This is a genomic window from Sulfurospirillum cavolei (assembly GCF_001548055.1).
Classification (GTDB): Bacteria; Campylobacterota; Campylobacteria; order Campylobacterales; family Sulfurospirillaceae; genus Sulfurospirillum.
The window spans coordinates 2,051,407-2,074,869 of sequence record NZ_AP014724.1 but is presented as its reverse complement, the minus strand read 5'-3'; the positions used below and the strand labels follow the sequence as shown (position 1 = coordinate 2,074,869).

17 protein-coding genes and 1 tRNA gene are annotated in these 23,463 nt (G+C 44.9%); 17 read left to right on the top strand and 1 reads right to left on the bottom strand.

Going from position 1 to position 23,463, the window contains the following annotated elements; genetic code table 11:
• Positions 1–17 precede the first annotated feature (17 nt).
• The 13 genes from UCH003_RS10380 (at position 18) to argH (ending at position 17,507) form a co-directional block, all read left to right on the top strand.
• Positions 18–2,264, top strand: coding sequence for a polyribonucleotide nucleotidyltransferase (locus tag UCH003_RS10380; protein WP_060826463.1), 2,247 nt, complete (start codon positions 18–20; stop codon positions 2,262–2,264).
• Between the two features lie 103 nt (positions 2,265–2,367).
• Entirely contained in the window at positions 2,368–2,685 is a 318-nt protein-coding gene (locus UCH003_RS10375) for a F0F1 ATP synthase subunit C (protein ID WP_039672355.1), read from the top strand.
• Positions 2,686–2,733: 48 nt separating this feature from the next.
• A tRNA-Leu gene (locus tag UCH003_RS10370) sits at positions 2,734–2,818 on the top strand.
• Positions 2,819–2,915: 97 nt separating this feature from the next.
• On the top strand, positions 2,916–3,176 hold the full coding sequence (locus UCH003_RS10365; RefSeq protein ID WP_039672356.1) for a hypothetical protein: 261 nt from the start codon (positions 2,916–2,918) through the stop codon (positions 3,174–3,176).
• A gap of 15 nt (positions 3,177–3,191) precedes the next feature.
• Positions 3,192–5,372, top strand: coding sequence for a sensor histidine kinase (locus tag UCH003_RS10360; protein WP_060826981.1), 2,181 nt, complete (start codon positions 3,192–3,194; stop codon positions 5,370–5,372).
• 10 nt (positions 5,373–5,382) lie between these two features.
• The gene (locus UCH003_RS10355) at positions 5,383–6,024 is read left to right on the top strand and encodes a response regulator transcription factor (RefSeq protein ID WP_060826462.1); all 642 of its coding nucleotides are present in this window, start codon (positions 5,383–5,385) and stop codon (positions 6,022–6,024) included.
• A gap of 17 nt (positions 6,025–6,041) precedes the next feature.
• Positions 6,042–7,112 carry a TRAP transporter substrate-binding protein gene (locus tag UCH003_RS10350; protein ID WP_060826461.1) on the top strand — a complete coding sequence of 357 codons (1,071 nt, stop codon included), beginning with the start codon at positions 6,042–6,044 and terminating at the stop codon, positions 7,110–7,112.
• Between the two features lie 223 nt (positions 7,113–7,335).
• Positions 7,336–7,869, top strand: coding sequence for a TRAP transporter small permease subunit (locus UCH003_RS10345; RefSeq protein ID WP_039672507.1), 534 nt, complete (start codon positions 7,336–7,338; stop codon positions 7,867–7,869).
• The gene (locus UCH003_RS10340) at positions 7,866–9,218 is read left to right on the top strand and encodes a TRAP transporter large permease (protein WP_060826460.1); all 1,353 of its coding nucleotides are present in this window, start codon (positions 7,866–7,868) and stop codon (positions 9,216–9,218) included. The genes UCH003_RS10345 and UCH003_RS10340 overlap by 4 nt, the downstream gene beginning before the upstream one ends.
• Before the next feature lie 140 nt (positions 9,219–9,358).
• Positions 9,359–12,199 carry an FAD-binding and (Fe-S)-binding domain-containing protein gene (locus UCH003_RS10335; RefSeq protein WP_060826459.1) on the top strand — a complete coding sequence of 947 codons (2,841 nt, stop codon included), beginning with the start codon at positions 9,359–9,361 and terminating at the stop codon, positions 12,197–12,199.
• A 396-nt stretch (positions 12,200–12,595) separates the two neighbouring features.
• Positions 12,596–14,395, top strand: a complete 1,800-nt coding sequence (locus UCH003_RS10330) for a biotin/lipoyl-containing protein (RefSeq protein ID WP_039672361.1) — start codon at positions 12,596–12,598, stop codon at positions 14,393–14,395.
• 61 nt (positions 14,396–14,456) lie between these two features.
• Positions 14,457–16,034, top strand: a complete 1,578-nt coding sequence (pckA, locus tag UCH003_RS10325) for a phosphoenolpyruvate carboxykinase (ATP) (protein ID WP_060826458.1) — start codon at positions 14,457–14,459, stop codon at positions 16,032–16,034.
• An 84-nt stretch (positions 16,035–16,118) separates the two neighbouring features.
• Positions 16,119–17,507, top strand: a complete 1,389-nt coding sequence (gene argH / locus UCH003_RS10320) for an argininosuccinate lyase (protein ID WP_060826980.1) — start codon at positions 16,119–16,121, stop codon at positions 17,505–17,507.
• 46 nt (positions 17,508–17,553) lie between these two features.
• Here argH and UCH003_RS10315 read toward each other — a convergent pair whose 3' ends face one another.
• Positions 17,554–17,910, bottom strand: a complete 357-nt coding sequence (locus UCH003_RS10315; protein WP_039672363.1) for a histidine triad nucleotide-binding protein — start codon at positions 17,908–17,910, stop codon at positions 17,554–17,556.
• A gap of 101 nt (positions 17,911–18,011) precedes the next feature.
• Between UCH003_RS10315 and pheS the strand changes: the two genes are divergently transcribed.
• Genes pheS through UCH003_RS10295 form a run of 4 tightly spaced genes read left to right on the top strand, consistent with a single transcriptional unit; the run spans position 18,012 to position 23,441 of the window.
• Positions 18,012–18,995 (top strand): phenylalanine--tRNA ligase subunit alpha, encoded by a 984-nt coding sequence (gene pheS, locus UCH003_RS10310; RefSeq protein ID WP_144441035.1) that lies wholly within the window; start codon positions 18,012–18,014, stop codon positions 18,993–18,995.
• Complete coding sequence (pheT, locus tag UCH003_RS10305; RefSeq protein ID WP_060826457.1) at positions 18,992–21,331, top strand: phenylalanine--tRNA ligase subunit beta; 2,340 nt, start codon at positions 18,992–18,994, stop codon at positions 21,329–21,331. The genes pheS and pheT overlap by 4 nt, the downstream gene beginning before the upstream one ends.
• Positions 21,328–22,617, top strand: a complete 1,290-nt coding sequence (gene aroA, locus UCH003_RS10300) for a 3-phosphoshikimate 1-carboxyvinyltransferase (RefSeq protein WP_060826456.1) — start codon at positions 21,328–21,330, stop codon at positions 22,615–22,617. The genes pheT and aroA overlap by 4 nt, the downstream gene beginning before the upstream one ends.
• A complete protein-coding gene (locus UCH003_RS10295; protein ID WP_060826455.1) occupies positions 22,608–23,441 on the top strand; it encodes a 4-hydroxy-3-methylbut-2-enyl diphosphate reductase in 834 nt (277 codons plus the stop codon). Before aroA ends, UCH003_RS10295 begins: the two co-directional genes overlap by 10 nt.
• Positions 23,442–23,463 lie beyond the last annotated feature (22 nt).

Here is a 23,463-nt window from a genome sequence, read left to right as displayed (position 1 = left end):
AATTAAGGAGCAAAAGCGTGGAATATACATTTAAAGTGAACAACCAAGAAGAGACGTACGACATCGGTAAAGTTGCAAAACAAGCGGCAGGTGCGGCGTTGTTGCGTATCAAAAATACGGTTATTTTAGCAACCGTCGCAAGAGACGATACGCAAGTTGCAGAAAATTTTGTTCCTCTTACCGTTCAATACGTTGAAAAAACATATGCCGTCGGTAAAATTCCCGGAGGTTACGTTAAAAGAGAGACCAAGCCCGGCGATTTTGAAACGCTAACATCTCGTATTATCGATCGAAGTTTACGTCCTCTTTTCCCGAAGGGGTATGCTTATCCGACGCAAATCGTCGTATTCGTACTGAGTTGCGATCCCGAAGTTGATTTACAAGTTGCCGCGCTTAATGCCGCAAGTGCTGCATTGTATCTTTCCGATATCCCCGTTAATAAAGCGGTTGCCGGCGTGAGAATCGGTTACGTTGACGGACAATATGTCGTGAATCCTGCGAATTCCGCATTAAAAAACAGTCGTTTGGATCTTTACGTTGCCGGAACCAAAGAAGAGCTTTTGATGATCGAAATGCGTGCGATCGCTTCTATGGAAACGACGACGCTTCCGGTTATGGCAATCGACCCGATGTTAGACCCTACGCTTGCACAAAGTGTTATTGCCAAACAATCCGTGAACGAGTTTGACGAAGAAGCCATTTTAGCGGCGATCGATAAAGCACAAAGTGCTATTACCGAAGCGACGACGATCTATGAAAACGTTTTTACGCCGCTTAAGAAGGAAGATGCGCTTTTGGATTATAAAACAGATTTGGAAAGCGATTCTATCTTTGCTTATATTGATGAATTTTATAAAGAAGAAGTTTCCCATGCAATTTTACAAATGGCAAAAAGCGAACGTGCCAGTGAACTCGGTAAAATCGTCGATAAAATCTTAAAAGACGATACGGCGGCACTTGAGAACTGGAGTAAGGAATTGGTCGAAAGCGTTTTAGGGGCCTATAAAAAACGCGTCGTACGTGAAATGATCGTTGAAAAACGCGTGCGAGCGGACGGTAGAAAATTAAATGAAATTAGACCGATTAGTATTGAAACAAACCTTTTACCTTTAGCACACGGTTCATGCCTTTTTACGCGTGGACAAACGCAAGCCTTAGTTATCGCAACGCTCGGTAACGATAAAGACGCTCAAATGTACGACCTTTTAACGGAAAAGAACAGTGTGAGCGATACGTTTATGGTCAATTATAATTTTCCGGGATTTTCCGTCGGCGAAGCTTCACCGCTTCGTGCACCGGGACGGAGGGAATTAGGACACGGTAATTTGGCACGTCGCGCACTCGAACCGGTTGTTTCCATCAATCGCTTACAAACGATTCGTTTGGTTTCCGAAATTCTAGAATCTAACGGTTCTTCTTCTATGGCGACGGTTTGCGGTGGCGCATTGGCATTAAAAGCTGCCGGCGTCGAAATTGAAAAATTAGTCGCCGGTATTGCGATGGGACTCGTGTTTGAAGGTGATAAACATGCCGTTTTAAGCGATATTATGGGCTTAGAAGATCATGACGGCGATATGGATTTTAAAGTGGCGGGTACGAGAGACGGTATTACGGCACTTCAAATGGACATTAAATTAGGCGGTATTTCTCGTGATGTTCTGAAAGAAGCGTTATTTCAAGCTAAAGAGGGGCGAGCTCATATTTTAGGCCTTATGGAAGCAGCCAGTCGTGAAATCGTCGTCAATAACGCAATCTTGCCGAAATTAGAACTTTTTAGCGTTGACCCTTCGAAAATTGTCGATATTATCGGGCAAGCAGGTAAGACTATTAAAGAAATTATCGAAAAATTTGAGGTTTCAATCGATTTAGATCGCGAAAAAGGCGAAGTTAAAATTGCGGGCGAAAATAAAACAAACGTCGATGCCGCAAAAGAGCATATTATTAAAATTACCAATAAACCTTCCTTCGGTGGACGCGGCGGCGGGCACGGTCGAGATCGCAACGATCGTCACGGTGCTCCAAGAGAAGAAAAGCCGATTCCGACATTCGTACAAGACGAAATCGTAGACGGTACGGTCAAACGCATCGTAGACTTCGGTGCTTTCGTTGAACTGCCGGGCGGTATTGACGGATTATTACATGTCTCAAAAATAGCCGATCATCGCGTCGAAAAAGTCAGCGATTATCTTGCGCTTGAGCAAAAAGTACGCGTTAAGATTTTGAAACAGACGGGAAATAAAATAGAATTAGAGCTTATCCGATAGCTTTTAATGGGTTTTTAACAATTAGGCGGCTATAATCTCGCTCACAAAGTGGAAAGTAGGGGTATATCCGAACCGACTTTGAAATACAATCAGGAGAAATCTTATGAAAAAGATTCTTTTTTTAATGGTAGCATTTGCTTCTTTTGCATTTGCTGCGGATGATGCAAAAGCATTAAGCGACGTTGTTGCTTCTTATGCGGTTTTAGGTGTCGGCTTCTTGGTCGGTTTGGCAGCACTCGGTGGTGCTATCGGTATGGGAAATACTGCAGCAGCGGCAATTTCAGGTACTGCAAGAAATCCAGGTCTTGGAAGCAAACTTTCTACGACAATGTTTATTGCACTTGCAATGATCGAAGCACAAGTTATTTATGCACTTGTTATCGCTTTTATTATTCTTGGAAAAACAAACTTTATCGGTTAATAGCCGTGCTTTTTAACGAAGAGAAATATTTCTCTTCGTTTCTTCTTTGCGGACGTGGTGGAACGGTAGACACACTACCTTGAGGTGGTAGCGCACTACGTGTGTGGGGGTTCAAATCCCCCCGTCCGCACCATCTTCTTTTGATCTAACTTTCTCTTTTTAGTAAATCCAATGTTTAGTTATGTTACTCTTTTGCAAACGATACGTTTAATGCATGTAAGGATGATTCTATGCAAGAAGTTGCGTTAAAAAATATTTTGAAACTTGACAATAGGGAGTTTTTGGTTTCGACGATCAGTATGAACGTCAGGCATTCGTTTTTCGAAGGAGATGCCCAAAAAGTCGTTTATGAGACGATGGTTTTTGAAATTCTGAATGATGAAGTACAATTTCACCACCCCATTTTTAATGAACGTTACAATATGGCGGAAGAGGCTATTGCCGAGCACAGTGCCATTTTAAAGACTCCTCACAATTTTTTCATTCTGTAACGATCGTTCGTGCGTATGAAAAAAATTCTTTTTTTTCTCTGTTTATTCACTACGTTTGTTTTTGCTAATCCTTCGCCGCCTAAAGATATTTTACTGATTCAGTCGTACCATAAAGGGTATAAGTGGAGCGATGCGATTTCAAGCGTTATCGAACAAAATTTTTCGGAAAAAGAGAATATTTTTCTCTCGACGGTTTATATGGATACGAAGCGAAACGATACGTCTTCGTACCTTCAAACGTTCTACGCTTATTATAAAGAACGGTTTAAACACTATAAATTTGATGTCGTGATCGTTGCGGATAATGCTGCGTTGGATTTTGTCAGAGAACATTATCACGAGCTTTTTAAAGCTATTCCGGTCGTCTTTTTGGGAATTAACAATTTTGAACCTTCTTTGATTCAGAATATCGATTGGGTCAGCGGCGTCGTTGAAAACGTCGATATCGAAAAAAATATCGATTTAATTCTAGCCAATCAACCGCGTTTGGATAAAATCTTAATTATTAACGAGCGCACGACGACCGGAGAAGCGATTAAGCATCAAATCGATGCTATCGTACCGCGGTATGAAGGTAAAACGACGATAGAATATATCGATAGCATGGATATGGAAGAGATTGAGCAAAAGACACGTGAGCTCTCTCCCAACAGTGCTATTTTATGGGTTTTACTTTATAAAGATAAAACGGGAAAGTTTTTTACCTACAAAGAAAACCTGCAACAGATTCGAAAAATTACGAACATTCCGATTTACGGCTTATGGGATTTTTATTTGGACGACGGGATCGTCGGCGGCTTTTTGACCAGTGCGACCGCACAAGCCCAAGCCGCATCAAAAATTGTGAAGCAAATTTTAGCGGGAAAAAATCCCAATCAAATTCCTATTATCGAGACCAGTCCGAACCGCTATATTTTTGACTATAAAGAGTTGTTGGAACATCGTTTAAAAATTACTCCGGAAATCAAATATTATGAGATGATCAATAAGCCGTTTTCGTTTTACGAGGAGTATAAACACTATATTTGGCTCTTTGCGGCACTCTTAAGCGCGATTAGCATGGTCGTGCTTTTTTTAACGCAAAACGTTCGTATGCGTCGCCAAAGCGAACTTGCCCTTAAAAATCAGCTCGAATTTATCCGTGTCCTTTTAGATACGATCCCCAATCCTATTTATTATACCAACGTCAAAGGCGAGTATATCGGTACGAATCAGGCGTTCGCTACTTTATACGATCAAAGCAAAGAGGAGATTTTAGGGAAAACCGTTTTCGATTTTTTCCCGCACGATTGGGCAACCGAGCGTCGTAAAAACGATCTCGATCTTTTAGCAAATAAAGGTGCCGAGACGTTTGAGTTGACGCTGCATTTCCCTAAAAAACGGCCTAGAGTTTTTGTATTAAATAAGGCGGTTTATTCCAATATCGACGGAAGCGTTGGCGGTATCGTATGCGTGATGGACGATATTACCGAGCGGACGCAGCACCAGCAGTTTTTGATTCAGCAATCCAAATTAACCGAGATGGGAGAAATGATCGCGGGCGTAGCGCATCAATGGAACGAACCTTTGGTTGAGCTTTCGGCGATCATGCAGGATATGGAGTTTTGTTTTAATCAAGGCGAAATGGATCAGAGTAAAATGAAAGCGTTCGTGCATGATTCGATCGTTCAAATTCAGTACATGTCGCAGACATTGAAAGATTTTCGCAACTTTTTAAAACCTTCGACTAAAAAAACGCTCTTTTGTGCCAAAAAGGCACTTTTGGAAGTTTTGGAGATTATCGGACGCCAAATTTTTTACGCACATATCGAACTCAAAGTCGAGTATCGTAAAGATACCAAAAGTTATCCCGTCTACGGATACGAAAACGAATTTAAACAAGTGCTTTTAAACATTATCAACAATGCGAAAAATAAACTGTTGAAAACACGCAAAGGTGAACATATTAGAATCGCGTTGGATCAAGACGCTTCTTCGACAAAACTGATCGTGGGCGATGACGGCGGGTCGATTCCCGAAAAAATTATCGGCTTTATTTTTGATCCTTATTTTACGACGAGTAAAAACGGTACGGGACTGGGGTTGTATATGGCAAAGATGATTATCGAAGATAAAATGGGCGGAAGTATTCGTGTTCACAATCTCGGCACCCAAGGCGTCGAATTTACGCTAAGCGTTCCCAATAGCGTTGCATAAAGGAGGAAACGTGAAAATTTTATTGCTGGAAGACAATGCGCGCTTAAACGCGACGATCGTCAAACGTTTAGAAGCCAAGGGCTATCGCGTCGATGCATTTTTGGACGGTAAAAAAGCATACGAGACCTTAGACAGCGGTTACATGTGCTTTATTTTGGATATTAACGTTCCCAACCTCGACGGCATTGAGCTTTTGAAAAAAATTCGTGACTTTTACCGTGAAACGCCGGTCATTATCATCAGCTCCAGCATCGAACTGGAAGTGATTAAAGATGCATACAATTTCGGATGCAACGATTTTTTGAAAAAGCCGTTTTTTATCGACGAGCTGGAAATTAAAATCGAAAAATTTTGCAATATTCGCCACGATATCGTCAATTTAGGCGAAGCGTGCTGTTTTGATTTTAAGTCGAGTTTACTTCGCATCGGCGAACATGAAGAGCATTTATCGCGTAAAGAAAAATTGCTGCTCAATTTGTTGATTAGCGAAAAAGGCAAAGTCGTAACGTTCGATAAAATTCAAGCGATGGTATGGGAGGGCAATTTTACGAGTTTAGACTCGATTCGCTCTTTAATGCGCCGCGTACGTAAAAAGCTCCCGTTTGAATGCATCGAAACCGTGGTAGACGTCGGGTATATTTTACGCTATTAGACTTGAAAAGGTAAACAATGTTCACGCAAACGATACGATCGATTCTTACATGTAGTCTTTTTTCCCTTCTTTTCGCACTGGGCGCGCATGCGTCTAGCGACACGGTTACGTGGAAGTTGGCAACGTCGTGGAGCAAGGTGTTTCCTCCTTTTACCGATACCGTTGAAAATATGGTAACGATGGTCGAGCAGATGAGCGGCGGAGAGTTCAAGATTAAAATTGACGACGTGTCCAAACATAAAGCGGCATTTGGCGTCTTGGATGCGGTGAAGCTCGGTCAGTACGAGATGGCGCATTCCGCGTCGTATTATTGGAAAGGGCGTGATCCGGTGTTGCTGCTTTTTACGACGATGCCTTTTGGCATGAATGCCCTCGAGCAATACGCATGGTTTTACCGCGGTGAAGGTATGGAATGGATGCAAAAAGCCTACGCTAAGCACGGTGTTTACTCTTTTCCGGGCGGCAATACGGGCATGCAGATGGGCGGTTGGTTTCGGAAAGAGATTCGCAGTTTGGAAGATTTGAAAGGGCTTAAGATGCGTATTCCCGGCTTTGCGGGAGAGATTTTCGCCAAATTGGGCTGTGCGGTGACCAACATTGCCCCGAGCGAACTGTACACTTCCTTGGAGCGCGGAACGATTGATGCATTGGAATGGGTGGGACCTTCGATGGATATGAGTATGGGATTTCATCAAATCGCTCCGTATTATTATACCGGCTGGCATGAACCCGCAACGGAACTTCAATTTATCGTCAACAAAGCCAAATTCGATGCGCTTTCTCCGAAAAATAAGGCGATTTTAAAAGCGGCGATGCGCTTGGCGGCGTATGACATGTTAATCCAAAATGCCGATATGAACGCCGCGGCATGGGATCGAATGAAAACGGAGTATCCGAATATTAAAATTAAGACGTTTCCCAAACCCGTGATGGATGCGATGCGTCAAGCCAATGCCGAATTGATTGCCGAAGAGTCTTCCAAAAATCAGGAGTTCAAAAAAATCGTCGAGTCGCAACGTGCTTACATGCAAAAAGCAAGAGCGTGGACTTTGATCGGCGAGTACGCGTATATTCGCGACAATCAATAGCCGTTATAGAATCGCTTTGCGTCAAAGATCGCATCAAATGATGAAATTAGACTTCTTGCAAAATGCATTTTGCAAGAAGAAAAAGCACCCAAGGTGCGTGGGCTTTGCGCCGAAGAAAACGCAGTGTTTAACGTAGTCTTTAGAGCTTTGCTTTAAAGACATGTCAAGAGTTCTGTAAGAACTCTATTAAAAAATCCACAGAAGAAAAGAGGATGGTAGGGTGATGCTTTTAAGAATTGAGAAATGGTTTGATGCGTTGAGCCGCATGATCGGGTATGTGTGCGCTTTTTTAATGATCGTGATGATGCTCAATATTTTCTACGACGTGTGCATGCGCTATGCGTTTAAAAGCGGTTCGATTGCACTACAGGAATTGGAGTGGCATCTTTTTTCGGTCATTTTCCTGCTCGGTATGTCTTACGCGCTGATGGAAGACTCACATGTACGCGTCGACGTGCTTTATGCCAAATGGAGCGAACGTCGTCAAGCCGCGGTTAATATTATCGGTGCCGTTTTGTTTATAACGCCGATTGCTCTTTTAGTGATGTTTAGCTCACTCGGTTTCGTGAGCGAAGCGTACGTTTCGCATGAAGTGAGCAGTGCTCCGGGAGGGTTAACGCAGCGGTGGATTTTAAAAGCATTTATTCCATTTTCTTTTGCCGTTTTACTGCTGATGGAAATCGGGTTTATCGTTAAAAATATCGCGGTTTATAAGGGACTTCGCCACGCAAACGCACAGCCGAAGGAGACGTTATGATCGGGATTATTATGTTTTTCGTCGGTATGTCGATGCTTCTTTTAGGATTTCCCGTAGCGTTTACGTTCGGAGCGATTTCGGTCGTATTCGGTTTGATTGCCGGTATCGTCGAGTCGTTGGGAGACGGTGGAGGTCTCATGGAAGGGCTGCAAATCGGTGCGCATCTGTTCGCGTTTATGCCGCATCGTATTTGGTCGATCATGGAAAATGCGATTTTGATCTCCGTTCCGATGTTTATTTTGATGGGTATTATTCTGCAAAAATCGCGTTTAGCCGAACGGTTGCTGGAAGCGATGGGCTTTTTATTCGGCGAAGTTCGAGGCGGCATAGCAATCAGTACCGTTTTGGTCGGTGCACTTTTGGCCGCTTCAACCGGCGTCGTCGGAGCAAGCGTTGTGGCGATGGGCGTCATTTCGTTACCGGTCATGCTCAAATACAACTATTCAAAATCGTTGGCATGCGGCACGATTTGCGCTTCGGGAACGCTAGGACAAATTATTCCGCCTTCGGTGGTATTGATTATTTTGGGGGACGTTTTTCAACAACCTGTCGGCGATCTTTTTGAGGGTGCGTTGGGACCTGGCTTGACGTTGGTAGGCGTTTACGTCGCGTATATCGCAGTAACGGCTTTTTTTAATAAAGAAGCGGCTCCTGCGATTCCGCGTCATGAAATTAAAGAGAGCAAACGTCGTCAAATTGTGAGTGCGTTTAAGGCAATTTTGCCGCCTTTAATTTTAATCGTTTTGGTGCTAGGCTCCATTTTCGAAGGAATCGCGACACCCACCGAATCGTCGGCGGTAGGATGTATCGGTGCGATGGTTTTAGCATGGGTATACCGATCGTTTTCGTTTAAAATGGTTCAAGAAGCCTCTTTGGAAACGGTACGCGCTACGGCGATGGTTTTTGCCATTTTGATCGGAGCGACGGCTTTTTCGATGGTCTTTTCGTATACCGGAGGCGACGAGATCGTCGAAGCGGCGATGCGAAGCTTACCGGGCGATAAATGGGGTTTTATCGTGGTTTCGATGCTCGCGATTATGGCATTGGGCTTTTTTATCGATTTTGTCGAAATATCCTATATTATCGTTCCGATTTTAGCACCGATTGCCGCTGCTATAGGACTCAATCCCGTTTGGTATGCCTTGTTGATCGCCTTAAATTTACAGACGTCGTTTTTAACGCCGCCTTTTGGTTTCAGCCTTTTCTTTTTGCGCGGCGTAGCACCTTCGTGCGTGACGACGATGGATATCTACAAAGGCGTCGTACCGTTTATCGTATTGCAAATTTGCGTCATGATTCTTTTCACGCTTTGGCCTGAACTTTACGGCATCGACATCATGCTTAAATAAGGACTCTAAAGGTTACATGTCAATTACATGTAACCTTTTTTCCGCTTTCGTTTTTTTTACCGCGATTCTCTCAAAATGTCATACCGATTTTATACCGACGTGTTACACTCGATTAAAATTCTAACCATGAAGGATGGCCGATGACATTAAGCGGAAAGTATCACGATTTTTATCAAGAAATCGTCTCTTTTATCCCAAAGTCCCGTATCTTTACCGATCCTTTGCATACGATTGCTTACGGAACGGACGCGTCGTTTTATCGATTGATCCCGAAAATCGTCGTCTGGGTCGATAATGCCGATGAAGTCAGTCGGATTTTAAAACTCAGCGACACGTTTTCGCTTCCGGTCGTTTTTCGAGCCGCAGGAACGAGCCTTTCTGGGCAGGCAATTACCGATTCGATCTTACTGGTAACCTCTCGCGATTGGAAAAAGATAAGCGTCAATCATGACGTCAGTTTGATTACGCTTCAACCTTCCGTCGTAGGCGCGGATGCGAATGCCTATTTACTGCCTCACGGCAAAAAAATAGGACCCGATCCGGCGAGTATCACTTCGGCGATGATCGGCGGAATCGCCGCCAATAATGCCAGCGGTATGTGTTGCGGTACGACCGATAACTCTTATAAAACGCTTCAATCGATGAAAATTATTTTCCACGACGGAAGCGAACTCGATACCGCCGACGCGGCAAGTCAAAACGCTTTTCGTCAAACGCACGGCGAGATGATCGCGCGTATCGAGGCCCTGGCAAAACGTGTGCGTGAAAATCAAGCTCTTCACGACAAAATAGAGCGTAAATTTAAAATCAAAAACACATGCGGTTACGGGCTCAACGCTTTGATCGACTTTGAAGACCCGATCGACATTTTGGCACACTTGATGATCGGAAGCGAGGGAACGCTCGGTTTTATTAAAGAAATTACCTATAAAACGGTTCCCGAATACAAAGACAAAGCCAGCGCATTGATGATTTTTAAAAACGTTAAAGACGCTTGCGACGCAATTACGATACTGCGAACCCAATGCCGTACGCGTACGGCAAACGCACAAGTCGATGCCGCGGAAATCATGGATAGAGCCGCTCTTCGAAGCGTGGAAGACAAAGAGGGAATGCCTTCTTTTTTAAAGACGCTCAGCCCCACCGCAACGGCGGTTTTGGTCGAGACGCGCGCTTCGAATGATACCGTTTTAAATGAAAACATTGCCGCGATTCTTGAAAAATTGGCGTCGATCACACCCGAAATGCCGCTTCATTTTACCAAAGACGTCGCGGAATATACCAAATACTGGAAGATTCGCAAAGGACTTTTTACCGCGGTAGGCGCGGCGCGCGAAAGCGGAACGACCTGTATCATCGAAGACGTGGCGTATCCGATCACTTCGTTGGCGGACGGTACGTTAGAGCTGCAAGCACTTTTCGAGAAATACGGTTACACGGAAGCGATTATCTTCGGTCACGCCTTAGACGGTAACTTGCACTTTGTTTTCAATCAAGCCTTTGACGATCCAAAAGAGATCACGCGTTACGAGTCGTTTATGCAAGAAGTCGCCGAGCAAGTCGCCACCAAATACCAAGGTAGTTTAAAAGCCGAACACGGAACGGGACGCAATATGGCTCCGTTTGTCGAGCTGGAATGGGGCGAAGACGCGTATGTTTTGATGAAAGAGATTAAAACGATTTTCGATCCGAAAGGCTTGATCAATCCGGGCGTTATTATCAACGCCGATCCGAAAGCGCATCTTAAAAATTTTAAGGCAATGCCGATTACCGATCCTTTGATCGATAAATGCATCGAGTGCGGCTTTTGCGAGCCGGTTTGTCCGTCGAATTTCTTGACGTTGACGCCAAGGCAGCGCATCGTTGCCAATCGACGCATGCAGACGTTGGCACTCAACCATGAGACTGAAGCGTTGGAAGCGTTTCAAAAACAATACCAATACGACGGTATCGAAACGTGTGCCACCTGTTCGCTTTGTTCACTCTCCTGTCCCGTAGGCATCGATACGGGTGCCTTGACCAAAAAGCTTCGCGCGCATCAAATCGGCACGCTCGGACACGGCGTCGCCGGTTTTATCGCCGATCATTACGAGGGCGTCTTACAGACGGGGAGGATTGCATTGAGCGTCGTTAAAGGCGTGAATGCGGTTATTTCCGATAGCGTGATGCGCGGCATGAGCCAAGGGTTGCGTACGCTAAGCGGCAATACGCTTCCGCTTTGGAGTGCTAGCTTGCCTTCGGGGGCTTCTTTTAAACCGAGCGTAAAACGAAGCGGTGCTAAAGATAAAGTGGTGTACTTCTCTTCGTGCATCAACCGTACGATGGCAAATCCGAAAGAAAAAAGCGGCGAGCGATCGCTGGATGCGGTCATCATCGGTATTCTTGAAAAAGCGGGTTACGAAGTGCTCTTCCCCGAAGCCATCGACGGATTATGTTGCGGTATGCCTTTTTCGAGTAAAGGCTATAAAAGCGAAGGCAAACAAAAATCAAGCGAGTTGGAAGCGGCTTTGACGCAAGCGAGTTTGAACGGAACGTATCCGATTTTATGCGATATGAGTTCGTGTACGAAAACGATGATGGAATATTTTACGACCGGACTTAAAGTGTACGATCCGATCGAATTTATCCACGATTTTCTGTTAAGCCGCCTTACGATTCGCCAAATTGACGATCCTATCGTCATTCACACGATTTGTAGCACACGTAAAATGGGATTGGCGGAGAAGTTTGAAAAGATTGCGCACTTGTGCAGTAAAAAAGTAACGATCCCGAGCGAAGTGACATGTTGCGGTTTTGCGGGCGATCGCGGATTTACCTATCCCGAACTGAACCGCTCGGCATTACGCCATTTAAAAGCCGCGATTCCGAGCGATACCACGCTTGCTTTTTCGACCGGCAAACCTTGCGAAATCGGTCTAAGCGAACACAGCGGCTTGGATTATCGATCGGTCTTTTACCTGATTGAACGTTGTATCGCCTAATTGGGCGCAACACGCTTTTGCTATGGAAACGTCTCTTGAAAAAAGCGACGTTTCCCCTTCTTTTCCCCCTTTTTTCTTCTTCGCTTCTGAGTTTGATTTAATAAAAGAAATGATAAAATACAAAAATTTGCGCTATATTTTTTAGTTAAAATTAAACAAAAAGGTCGAGGTTACGAGGTAAAGTCTGATGCTAAGGAGCATCATGATTTTCACAGTTTTGGTGTTTGTACATTCGTCAGTGAATAGGCATGCCAAACGTATGAAGAGGGTTTTTCCTCGAAAAGAGTCCGGCAGAAATCTTAGCCAAGGATGATCACAAAACGATAACGTATCGTTGATTGCGGCGGTGCCGCTTCGTTTTAGACACAAGAAACACACTAAAAAAGGGTAAGGTCAATGGCTAAAAAGTACATCGATGTGATGGATACGACGTTTAGAGATGGTTTTCAATCGGTTTTCGGCGGGCGCGTACTGATGGAAGATTTTTTTCCGGCAGTTGCGGCGGCGCGTGAAGCAGGTATCAGCCATTTTGAGTTTGGCGGAGGAGCACGTTTTCAAAGCCTCTATTTTTATTTGAACGAAGATGCCTTCCAAATGATGGATAAATTCCGTGAAATCGTAGGACCCGATGCCAACCTTCAAACCTTGGCACGCGGCGTCAATACCGTTATGCTTGATACCGGTAGCAGCGAACTTTTGGATTTACATGCGAAAATGTTTAAAAAACACGGGACGACGACGATTCGTAACTTTGACGCGCTTAACGACGTCGAAAACCTTAAATACAGCGGCGAACGTATCGTTCACCACGGTTTAAAACACGAAATCGTCGTCACGATGATGGACTTGCCTCCCGGATGCGTCGGTGCACACGACGTAGCATTTTACGAGAAAACCCTACGTGAAATTTTAGAATCGGGAATCCCCTACCATAGCATTTGTTTTAAAGACGCAAGCGGTACTTCAAGCCCGCAAAAAGTGTACGAAACGATCAAAATGGCGCGCAAACTCGTTCCTGAGGGAATGCATTTAAGGCTTCATACACACGAAACCGCAGGCGTAAGCGTTGCGTGTTATTTGGCCGCCTTGGAAGCGGGTGTCGACGGTATCGACCTTGCGGCATCTCCGGTAAGCGGCGGTACGAGCCAACCCGATATTTTAACGATGTTGCATGCACTAAAAGGAAAAGAGTACGATCTTGGCGGCTTGGAACTCGAAAAAATCTTGAAATACGAAGAGGTCTTACAAGCGTGCCTTAAAGACTATTTTATGCCTCCCGAAGCGACGCAAGTCTCTCCGCTGATTCCGTTTTCTCCAATGCCGGGCGGTGCTTTGACTGCGAATACGCAGATGCTCCGTGACAACAACATTCTCCATAAATTTCCCGAAGTGATTAAAGCAATGCGCGAAGTGGTTGAAAAAGGCGGTTACGGTACGAGTGTTACGCCGGTTTCCCAATTTTATTTTCAACAAGCTTTCAATAACGTGATGTTTGGTCCGTGGAAAAAGATTGCTGATGGTTACGGCAAAATGGTTTTAGGCTATTTTGGAAAAACGCCTGCAACTCCCGATCAAGAAGTCGTTTCCTTGGCAAGCGAACAGCTCAAATTGCCTCCGACGACACGCAAAGCGTTGGAAATAGCCGACTGCGACGAAACAAAATCCTTAGCGCACGTCAGAGAAATATTGACAAAAGAAAATCTTGAAATTACCGATGAAAACGTGTTAATCGCGGCGGCATGTAAAGAAAAAGGCATCGCGTATCTTAAAGGCGAAGCCAAAGTCAACGTCCGCAAAGTATCTCCGAAAAAAGAAGAGGTCGTTCCTGCGGCTACGAACGAATTTACCGTAACCGTCAACGGACAAAAATACCAAGTTAAATCCGATCTTAGTAGCGGTACGCTTTTGGTAAACGGCGAAATTTACGATATCGACATTCAAGAAGGCGGTGAAGGTTCGTCAACATGTAACGATACTAGCGTAAACGGTACGTCTATTAAAGCGGGACTTCCCGGTTCAATCTTTAAAGTGTTGGTTAAAGAGGGCGACACGGTTGTAAAAGGTCAAGCCGTTATCGTCATCGAAGCGATGAAAATGGAAATTGAGGTTACATCGCCGCAAGAGGGCGTTGTCAGTGCGGTTAAGGTAAAACAAGGCGATACGGTGGTCAACGGTCAACTGCTGGTCGTACTTTAAAACGGTACGGTTCGAACGTATTCATTTTAGTTTAATTCAATTGTTTGAGGATAAAGAGACGATGTCAAAGATTAACGAAGTTGAGAAGTTAGGGTTAAATAATATCGGTAAGATTTATTATAACCTCGGGTATGAAGAGCTCTTAGCGCATGAAAAGCGAAACCACGAAGGACGCTTAACATGTAACGGGACGTTTAGCGTCGATACGGGCATTTTTACGGGACGTAGCCCTAAAGATAAATACTTTGTCGACCAAGAGCCTTCCAACCGGTATATCTCTTGGGGCAAAATGAACCATAAAGTGAGCGAAGCGATTTTTAACGAACTCTTCGACAAAGTAAAACAACAACTTTCCGGTAAAGACATCTATATTCAAGACGCGTATTGCGGCGGTAGCTTGGCGAGTCGTAAAAGCATTCGCGTGGTTACCGAGATCGCATGGCAGGCACATTTTGTTAAAAATATGTTTATTCGCCCGAGCGAAGAAGAGCTCTCAACGTTTAAACCCGATTTTACGCTTTACAACGCATGTAAAGTCGTCAACGAGGATTATAAAAAACACGGACTCCATTCGGATGTATTCGTTGTTTTCAACGTTGAAAAAAACATCGCGATTATCGGCGGAACGTGGTACGGCGGCGAGATTAAAAAAGGTATTTTTTCGATGATGAATTACTGGTTGCCGCTTGAGGGAAAACTCTCCATGCACTGCTCGGCAAACGTCGGCGAAAAAGGCGATACGGCACTTTTCTTCGGACTTTCGGGTACGGGTAAGACCACGCTTTCGACCGATCCGAAACGCAAACTTATCGGCGACGACGAACACGGCTGGGACGATGAGGGTGTTTTCAATTTCGAAGGCGGATGCTATGCCAAATGCATCAATCTCGATCCGAACAGCGAGCCTGAAATTTACGGCGCGATCAAGCAAGACGCTCTTTTGGAAAACGTCGTTATCAACGATGCGGGCGTCGTCGATTACGCCGATGCCTCCAAAACCGAAAATACGCGTGTTTCCTACCCCATCTATCATATCGAAAACCATGAAGCCTCTTTAAAAGCGGGTCATCCTAAAAAAATTATTTTCTTAAGTGCCGATGCCTTCGGCGTTTTACCTCCGGTATCAAAACTTACCAAAGAACAAGCGATGTACTATTTTCTGAGCGGATATACGGCAAAAGTTGCCGGAACCGAACGCGGTATAACCGAGCCGGTAGCAACGTTTAGCGCATGTTTCGGCGAGGCGTTTTTACCGCTACATCCGACGGTTTATGCGAAACTTTTAGGTGAAAAAATTGCAAAATACAACGTCGACGTTTACTTGGTCAATACCGGTTGGAGCGGCGGAAGCTACGGCGTAGGTAAGCGTATGAGCATCAAAGCGACGCGCGCATGCATCAACGCGATCTTAGACGGTAGCATCAACGAGTGCGAATTTGAAACGATTCCCGTCTTTAACGTTCAAGTGCCAAAAGTGCTTGAAGGCGTTCCGACCGAAGTTTTAAATCCTCGCAGCACGTGGGAAAATAAAAGCTTGTACGACGCTACGCGCGATGAATTGGCACAAATGTTCATCGAAAATTTTAAAAAATATATTACCGCCGATTCCGATTTTTCAAGTGCGGGTCCAAAACTCTAACAGACCTTCGTCACGTCGCATCACACAACTACATGTCAAGGAGCTTTCACAAGCTCCTTGCGTTTTTTTCAAGGAGACGTTTTTATGTCAAAACTCTGGTCGGGCAGATTTGCCCAAAGCGGTACGCAACTTTTAGATGAATTTAACGCTTCGTTACCGTTCGATAAAAAATTGTACGAAGAAGATATTAGAGGTTCGATCGCGCATGCGACGATGTTAGCCAAACAGGGTATTTTAAGCGGGGAAGAAGCCGATCAAATCGCAAAGGGTTTAATGCAAATTAAACAAGAAATCGACGAGGGTAAGTTCGAATTTAACATCGCGCACGAAGACATTCACATGTCAGTCGAAACGCGCCTTATCGATCTGATCGGCGAAGCCGGAAAGCGGTTGCATACCGCACGTAGCCGAAACGACCAAGTAGCGGTCGATTTTCGTCAATACGTTCAAAAACAAACACTGGTGATCGTTCACGTTTTAGAGAGCGTGATCGACGTGCTGATGCAAATCGCTAAAGAACATACGACGACGTTGCTTCCGGGCATGACGCACTTGCAACACGCACAGCCGATTAATCTTGCGTTTCATTTACTTGCTTATGTATCGATGTTCAAACGCGATATTGAACGTTTGGAAAGCTCATATACGCGCAACAACGTCTTACCGCTCGGTTGCGCCGCACTTGCGGGAACGCCGCACCCCATCGATCGCGAATACGTTGCCAAACTTTTGGGTTTCGACAGCGTCAGCGTGAATTGCCTTGATACGGTCAGCGATCGCGATTTTGCATTGGAAATTTTATTTAACGTTGCGACGCTGATGATGCACGTTTCGCGTTTTGCCGAAGAACTCATTTTGTGGTCGAGCTACGAGTTTAAATTTATCACGTTAAGCGATGCCTATTCTACGGGAAGTTCGATTATGCCGCAAAAGAAAAATCCCGACGTTCCGGAACTCTTACGCGGTAAAACGGGTCGCGTCAACGGTAATTTGATGGCACTTTTAACGGTACTAAAAGGCTTACCTTTAGCCTACAATAAAGACATGCAAGAGGATAAAGAAGGCGTTTTCGATAGTGTAGAGACGGCATTGATTTCGCTCAATATCTTAAGAGAAGCCCTGCGTACGATGACGATTAATACGGATCGTATGCGAAAAGCGTGTGAGGTCGGGCATTTGAGCGCGACCGATTTGGCGGACTACTTGGTACAAAAATGCAATATTCCGTTCCGCGAAGCGCATTTTATTACGGGACGTGCGGTGGCACATGCCGAGAGTTTAGGCAAAGATTTAAGCGTTTTGAGCGTACGCGAGCTTCAAAGCGTCGATGCACGCATCGGCGAGGACGTTTGTGCGTATCTTTCGCTCGAACATTCGATGAATGCGCGAACGTCTCAAGGCGGTACTTCCGTCGCGTCGACGCAACGCCAAATTGAAATTTTTGAAGCATGGATTAATGCGCGCAAGGCTTAAAAGAGGGGGAATCTCCTCTTTTAAGCACGTATGGCTTGAAGGGTTTTTAAAGCGATTTGTGAGGTTCGCTATCGCTTAAGTGGTTCCACGGCAATTTTGCGCCGCCTAAAAGGTGGAAATGCAGATGAAAAATTTCCTGTCCTCCGTCTTGTCCGTTGTTGGTGATCAAACGGTATCCTCTTTCGTCTAGCCCTAAAAGTTTGGCGACGCTTTGAATAAATTTCGTCATTTCGCCCATGATTTCGGGGTCGACTTCTTGAAAACACGTATATTCTTTTTTCGGAATAATCAAAATATGAATCGGTGCTTTGGGATTGATGTCGTGAAACGCGAGGAAGTCGTTGTTTTCCAAGACTTTATTGCAAGGGATTTCTCCGCTAACGATTTTGCTGAAGATACTCATCGTGTTTGCTCCTTTTTTAGGGGATTTTAACCTTTTATAATTAAAGTTTCACTAAAATAAGCTTTCTTATAGACTTTGATGAAAGGTGTCCTTTGAAAGAGATGGAAAATGCGATCGATTCTTGTGGATCGCTGAACGAACTGGAAAAAGTAAGAGTGTCGCTTTTTGGTAAAAAAGGGTATTTTGCCGCGCAATTTGAAGAGCTGAAAACACTTGAGGGCGATGCCAAAAAAGAGTTTGCCCAAACATTAAACCGTAATAAAGAGCATTTTTTGGAGTGTTTGAGCCGTAAAAAAACAGAGCTTGAAGCCTTAATGATCGAATCCGAAATGAAAAAAAGCAGCGTTGACGTAACGCTCTTCAATCAAGAGAGCCTTGCGGGTGCTTTGCATCCGGTAATGGATACGATGGATAAAATTATCGAATATTTTGTAAGTATGAACTTTTCCATTGAAGAAGGTCCGCTGGTCGAAGACGATTTTCACAATTTTGAAGCCCTTAATTTACCCAAATACCATCCCGCACGCGATATGCAAGACACGTTTTATTTTAAAGATTCGATGTTGCTTCGAACGCATACCTCGCCGGTTCAGATTCGTACGATGCTCTCTCAGCAACCGCCAATTCGCATGATTTGCCCGGGCGGCGTTTTCCGTAGAGATTTTGACATCACGCATACGCCGATGTTTCATCAAGTCGAAGGGCTCGTCGTCGATAAGGCGGGCAAAGTTTCGTTTGCCAATTTGAAATTCATTTTGGAAGACTTTTTAAAGCATATGTTCGGCGATGTGAAAGTACGTTTCCGTCCGAGTTTCTTCCCGTTCACGGAACCCAGTGCCGAAGTCGACATTAGCTGTACGTTCTGCCACGGCAAAGGATGCCGCGTTTGTTCGCATACCGGTTGGCTTGAAGTTTTGGGATGCGGCGTCGTCGATTCGAATGTTTTTAAAGCCGTAGGATACAAAGACGTCAGCGGTTATGCTTTCGGGTTGGGCGTTGAACGTTTTGCGATGCTTTTACATGACATTCCCGATCTTCGGTCATTGTTTGAGGGCGATTTGAGATTATTGGAGCAATTTAAATGATAGTTACACGAGAAGGATTAAACGAGTGGATCGACCTACACAACGTCGATGCCGATAAAATTTCACTCGCTTTGAACGCCATCGGTTTGGAAGTCGAGGGAATTCACAAAATACGCATTCCGGAAAAAGTGGTCGTCGGAAAAGTTGTGTCACGCGAAAAGCATCCCAATGCCGATAAGCTGAACGTTTGCCAAGTCGACGTCGGCGAGAGCGTCCAACAAATCGTTTGCGGCGCAAAAAACGTCGAAGCGGGACAATTTGTTGCGGTATCGTTGATTGGTGCGGAGTTGCCAAACGGTATTAAAATCAAAAAAGCCAAACTCCGAGACGTCGAATCGTGCGGAATGATCTGTTCGTCTACCGAATTAGGACTTCCCAAAATCAACGACGGCATTATGGTCCTTGATGCCAGTATCGGCGAGCTTCATCTCGGTAAAGAACTACGCGAATATGCGTTACTCAACGACGATATTATCGAAATCGGACTGACGCCTAATCGCGGGGATTGCCAAAGCGTTTACGGTGTTGCACGCGATTTAAGCGTCTATTTTGACCTTGAAGTGGCAAAAATGCCGCACAAAGAAGACGAAGAGAACCAACCGGGCGTCGGACGCGTTCTTCAAATCCACGCGACCGAAGCGTTGAACGGTTCTTACATGTACAAAGTGTTCGACAATCAAGAGATTCGCGTTCCGCTTCTGATCGAGCTTCGTTTAGGGTTTGCCCAAATTGAAGAGACCTGCGCTTTGATGAAATTTTTAGAGTACGCGACGTACGTTACGGGCGTGCTTTTGAGAGCCTATAATCCTCAGTGTTTCGCGACCCATGAGAACAAAGCCAAGATCACGATCGCAAAAGACGAGAACGGTTTGGACGCGATTTTCGGAAACAATGCCGAGCGCGTTGCCTTAACGGGCATTGCGCAAGCGGATAAGTGCAAAGCCAACGCCCTTGACGAGCGTATTATCGTCGAAGCCAATTACACGCATCCTGAGATCATCGCTTCGCTCAGCGCTAATAAAAAACTCGGTGCGGATAAACACCTCTACCGTTCTTCCAGAGGAAGCGAGCCGCAATTGCTGTTCGGTTTGGATTATTTTATGAAAATGATCTCCAAGCAGTCCAAAATTATGCCTTATGCGGATACGCAGCAAATCGTTCACGATTTTGAAGAGAAGATCATCAATATTAACCAAAACGATTTAACGTCGATGATCGGCGAAGAGATTGCCAAAAATATCGTTATCAAAATCCTCAAAAAATTGGGATTTGGAGTGCATTTCGCGTTTGAGCAAGAGGTCATTAACGTTAAAGTTCCCCAATTTCGTCCGGACGTTTTAAACGTACAAGATATTTGCGAAGAGATCGTACGAATCGTAGGTATTGACAATATTACGGCAAAACCGTACGTTACGGCGGAAAAATCGCGTATTAATCAGCCTTACCTTAATTTTAAAAAGCGTCAAGAAATTCGTTATCGCGCCGTAGCGGCGGGATTTTTCGAAACCTTGCATTTTGTCTTCGACGATAAAAGTAAACTTCAAAAATTAGGTTTGCCGGTTGTAGAAGATGCCTTAGACATCGCCAATCCGATTACCGGAGAATTAAATACGTTACGTTCGTCGCTTTTGGTGACGATGCTTGATGCCCTTTCCAACAACGTCAAAATCGGTAAAAAACGTGTTGCTCTTTTTGAAATCGGTAGCGTTTTCGACACTAAGCGCAACGAGAGTAAAAAAATCGCATTCGTCTTTAGCGGAGAAAACGGCCTTCCCGATATTTCGAACCACGGAAAACCGAGCGAGATCGACTTTTTTGCGTTCGCCGCAAAAATACAGAACGTTTTAGGACATTTTAGCCTCTTACCGCTTCCGTCTCCCAACGGTTTGTGCAGTCCATACGAAGCCGCAAACGTTGTAATCGACGGAGTTGTCGTCGGTTATATGGCACGTGCAAACGTGCAAGTGGAAAAAGAGCTCGACTTGGCGCGTACCTACGTGTGCGAGCTTGATTTTGCGGCATTGCCGTATACGCGAAAATGTGCCAAAGCCTATTCGAAGCTACCAAGTTCAACGCGCGATTTAAGCCTTTTGGTGGATCAATCGATGCCTTATCACGTCTTAGAAGCGTTTATTCGCTCCGTTGCGCCTCAGGCTTTAGTCAAATTCAGCGTGATTGATCGTTACGTTCACGAGAGTTTAGGCGATAAAGTCAGCTTAACGTTGAGCCTTTACTTCCAGTCGATGGAAAAAACGTTTGAAGAGAGTGAAATTGCCGGAATGATCGAAGATTTGCTTCGACGTTTGAACGAAGAGTTCGGAATTACGATTCGATGAAAACCTTACATGTAAACCCTAAAAGCCTTTTTGAGTTTACAACCGAACAGATCGCCAGCGACAAGTCCATTTCGCATCGTTGCGCGATCTTTTCTTTATTAAGCGATCAAGCTTCCGTCGTGCGAAACTATTTGCGGGCGGAAGATACCTTGTGTACGCTTGCCATCGTGCAGGCTTTGGGTGCACATGTCGAAACGGCGGAAGACGGAACGTTGACGATTACGCCGCCCGCTCGTATCAATGAGCCTGCCCAAATTTTAGATTGCGGCAATTCCGGAACGGCGATTCGCCTTTTGATGGGCTATTTGGCGTCTCAAGAAGGCTTTTTCGTTCTTTACGGTGATCAATACCTGTGTTCACGCCCGATGCGTCGCGTAGCGGATCCGCTTCGTTCTATCGGCGCAAAAATCGACGGTCGTAGCCAGGGAAATTATGCACCGCTCGGGATTCGCGGCGAAAAGCTGAAAGCCTTTCGTTACGAAAGTAAAATCGCTTCGGCTCAGGTAAAAAGTGCGCTGATTTTAGCGGCGCTTCAAAGTGAGGACGTGTGCGTTTTGAGTGAGCCGGAACTCAGTCGCGACCACAGCGAACGTATGCTTCGCGGCATGGGTGCACGCATCGAAAGCGAAGGCTTACATGTCACGATTTACCCTCAAACGAAGCCCCTCAAGCCACTTAATTTACGGGTGCCTTGCGATCCTTCCAGCGGTTTCTTTTTTGCGGTTGCGGCGGCGATTAGCGAGGGATCGCGCGTTGTGTTACGCAACATGCTTCTCAATCCGACGCGCATCGAAGCTTACAAAATTTTAGAACGTATGGGCGCTAGCGTCGAATTTATCGAGAAAGAGAGCCTTTACGAAAGCGTAGGCGACATTATCGTGACCGGAAAAGCCTTGAACGGGGTCGAAGTGAGCGAAAATATTTCGTGGCTTATCGACGAATTGCCTGCCCTTTCGATTGCTTTTGCTCATGCCAAAGGAAAAAGTACCGTCAAAAATGCGCAAGAGCTTCGCGTGAAAGAGAGCGATCGAATCGCAAGCGTCGTTAAAAATCTACGTTTATGCGGTATCGAAGTCGAAGAGTTCGAAGACGGTTACGAAGTGATCGGCGGTAAGATGCACAAAGCGACCATCAACAGTTTCGGCGATCATAGAATTGCTATGAGCTTTGCGATTGCGGGGACTAAAGTCGGTATGGAAATCGAAGATACCGAATGCATTAATACCTCTTTCCCGAACTTCGTCGAACTACTTTCCAACATAGGACATGTTAAAATATGCGAATAAAACTTGCCGCAAGTTACGGGTTTTGTTTCGGTGTCAAACGGGCGATTAAGATTGCAGAAAATACGCAAAATGCCTCAACGATCGGCCCTTTGATCCACAATAACGAAGAGATTAACCGTTTACGCGAAAATTTTAACGTAAAAACCTTACACGATATTTCCGAAGCGCAAGGTATCGAACGCGCAATTATTCGAACGCACGGCATTCCTAAAAAAGACTTGGAAACGTTAAAACAAAGCAAGGTCGAAGTCATTAACGCGACATGCCCTTACGTGACCAAGCCGCAGGAAATTTGCGAAAAAATGAGTCAAGAAGGGTATGAAATCGTCATTTTCGGCGATGCGGATCACCCTGAAGTCAGAGGCGTAGAAAGTTATGCGATCAACGGAGCTTACGTGGTGCAAAGCGTCGCAGAATTGGAAAAAATCAAATTTAAAGGCTATAAAGTCGCCGTCGTTTCTCAAACGACGCGTAAAATCAGCGAATTTTTAGACATTACCGGATACCTCCAAATGCGTTATAAAGAGGTTCGCGTCTTCAATACGATTTGTAACGCAACCTTTGAAAATCAAGACGCCGCGCGAGAATTGGCAAAAGAAGCGGACGTCGTCATTGTGATCGGCGGAAAAAATTCCTCCAACACGAAACAACTTCATAGTATTTGTAAAGAGTATTGTGACGATAGTTTTCTCGTCGAAAGCGAAAAAGACCTCGATCCTTCATGGTTTAATCAAAAACAACTTTGCGGCGTCACCGCAGGTGCTTCGACACCGGATTGGATTATCGAAAAAATAGTTGGAAAAATCAGCGAAATTAAAGTATAATAGGCAACTTTTACATGTCGAT

Excerpts from the sequence above, each read along its gene's own strand:
- UCH003_RS10375 (WP_039672355.1), top strand. The coding sequence starts at position 2,368 with ATGAAAAAGATTCTTTTTTTAATGGTAGCATTTGCTTCTTTTGCATTT.
- UCH003_RS10365 (WP_039672356.1), top strand. The coding sequence starts at position 2,916 with ATGCAAGAAGTTGCGTTAAAAAATATTTTGAAACTTGACAATAGGGAG.
- UCH003_RS10360 (WP_060826981.1), top strand. The coding sequence starts at position 3,192 with ATGAAAAAAATTCTTTTTTTTCTCTGTTTATTCACTACGTTTGTTTTT.
- UCH003_RS10350 (WP_060826461.1), top strand. The coding sequence starts at position 6,042 with ATGTTCACGCAAACGATACGATCGATTCTTACATGTAGTCTTTTTTCC.
- UCH003_RS10345 (WP_039672507.1), top strand. The coding sequence starts at position 7,336 with ATGCTTTTAAGAATTGAGAAATGGTTTGATGCGTTGAGCCGCATGATC.
- UCH003_RS10340 (WP_060826460.1), top strand. The coding sequence starts at position 7,866 with ATGATCGGGATTATTATGTTTTTCGTCGGTATGTCGATGCTTCTTTTA.
- UCH003_RS10335 (WP_060826459.1), top strand. The coding sequence starts at position 9,359 with ATGACATTAAGCGGAAAGTATCACGATTTTTATCAAGAAATCGTCTCT.
- UCH003_RS10330 (WP_039672361.1), top strand. The coding sequence starts at position 12,596 with ATGGCTAAAAAGTACATCGATGTGATGGATACGACGTTTAGAGATGGT.
- pckA (WP_060826458.1), top strand. The coding sequence starts at position 14,457 with ATGTCAAAGATTAACGAAGTTGAGAAGTTAGGGTTAAATAATATCGGT.
- argH (WP_060826980.1), top strand. The coding sequence starts at position 16,119 with ATGTCAAAACTCTGGTCGGGCAGATTTGCCCAAAGCGGTACGCAACTT.
- UCH003_RS10315 (WP_039672363.1), bottom strand. The coding sequence starts at position 17,910 with ATGAGTATCTTCAGCAAAATCGTTAGCGGAGAAATCCCTTGCAATAAA.
- pheS (WP_144441035.1), top strand. The coding sequence starts at position 18,012 with ATGGAAAATGCGATCGATTCTTGTGGATCGCTGAACGAACTGGAAAAA.
- pheT (WP_060826457.1), top strand. The coding sequence starts at position 18,992 with ATGATAGTTACACGAGAAGGATTAAACGAGTGGATCGACCTACACAAC.
- aroA (WP_060826456.1), top strand. The coding sequence starts at position 21,328 with ATGAAAACCTTACATGTAAACCCTAAAAGCCTTTTTGAGTTTACAACC.
- UCH003_RS10295 (WP_060826455.1), top strand. The coding sequence starts at position 22,608 with ATGCGAATAAAACTTGCCGCAAGTTACGGGTTTTGTTTCGGTGTCAAA.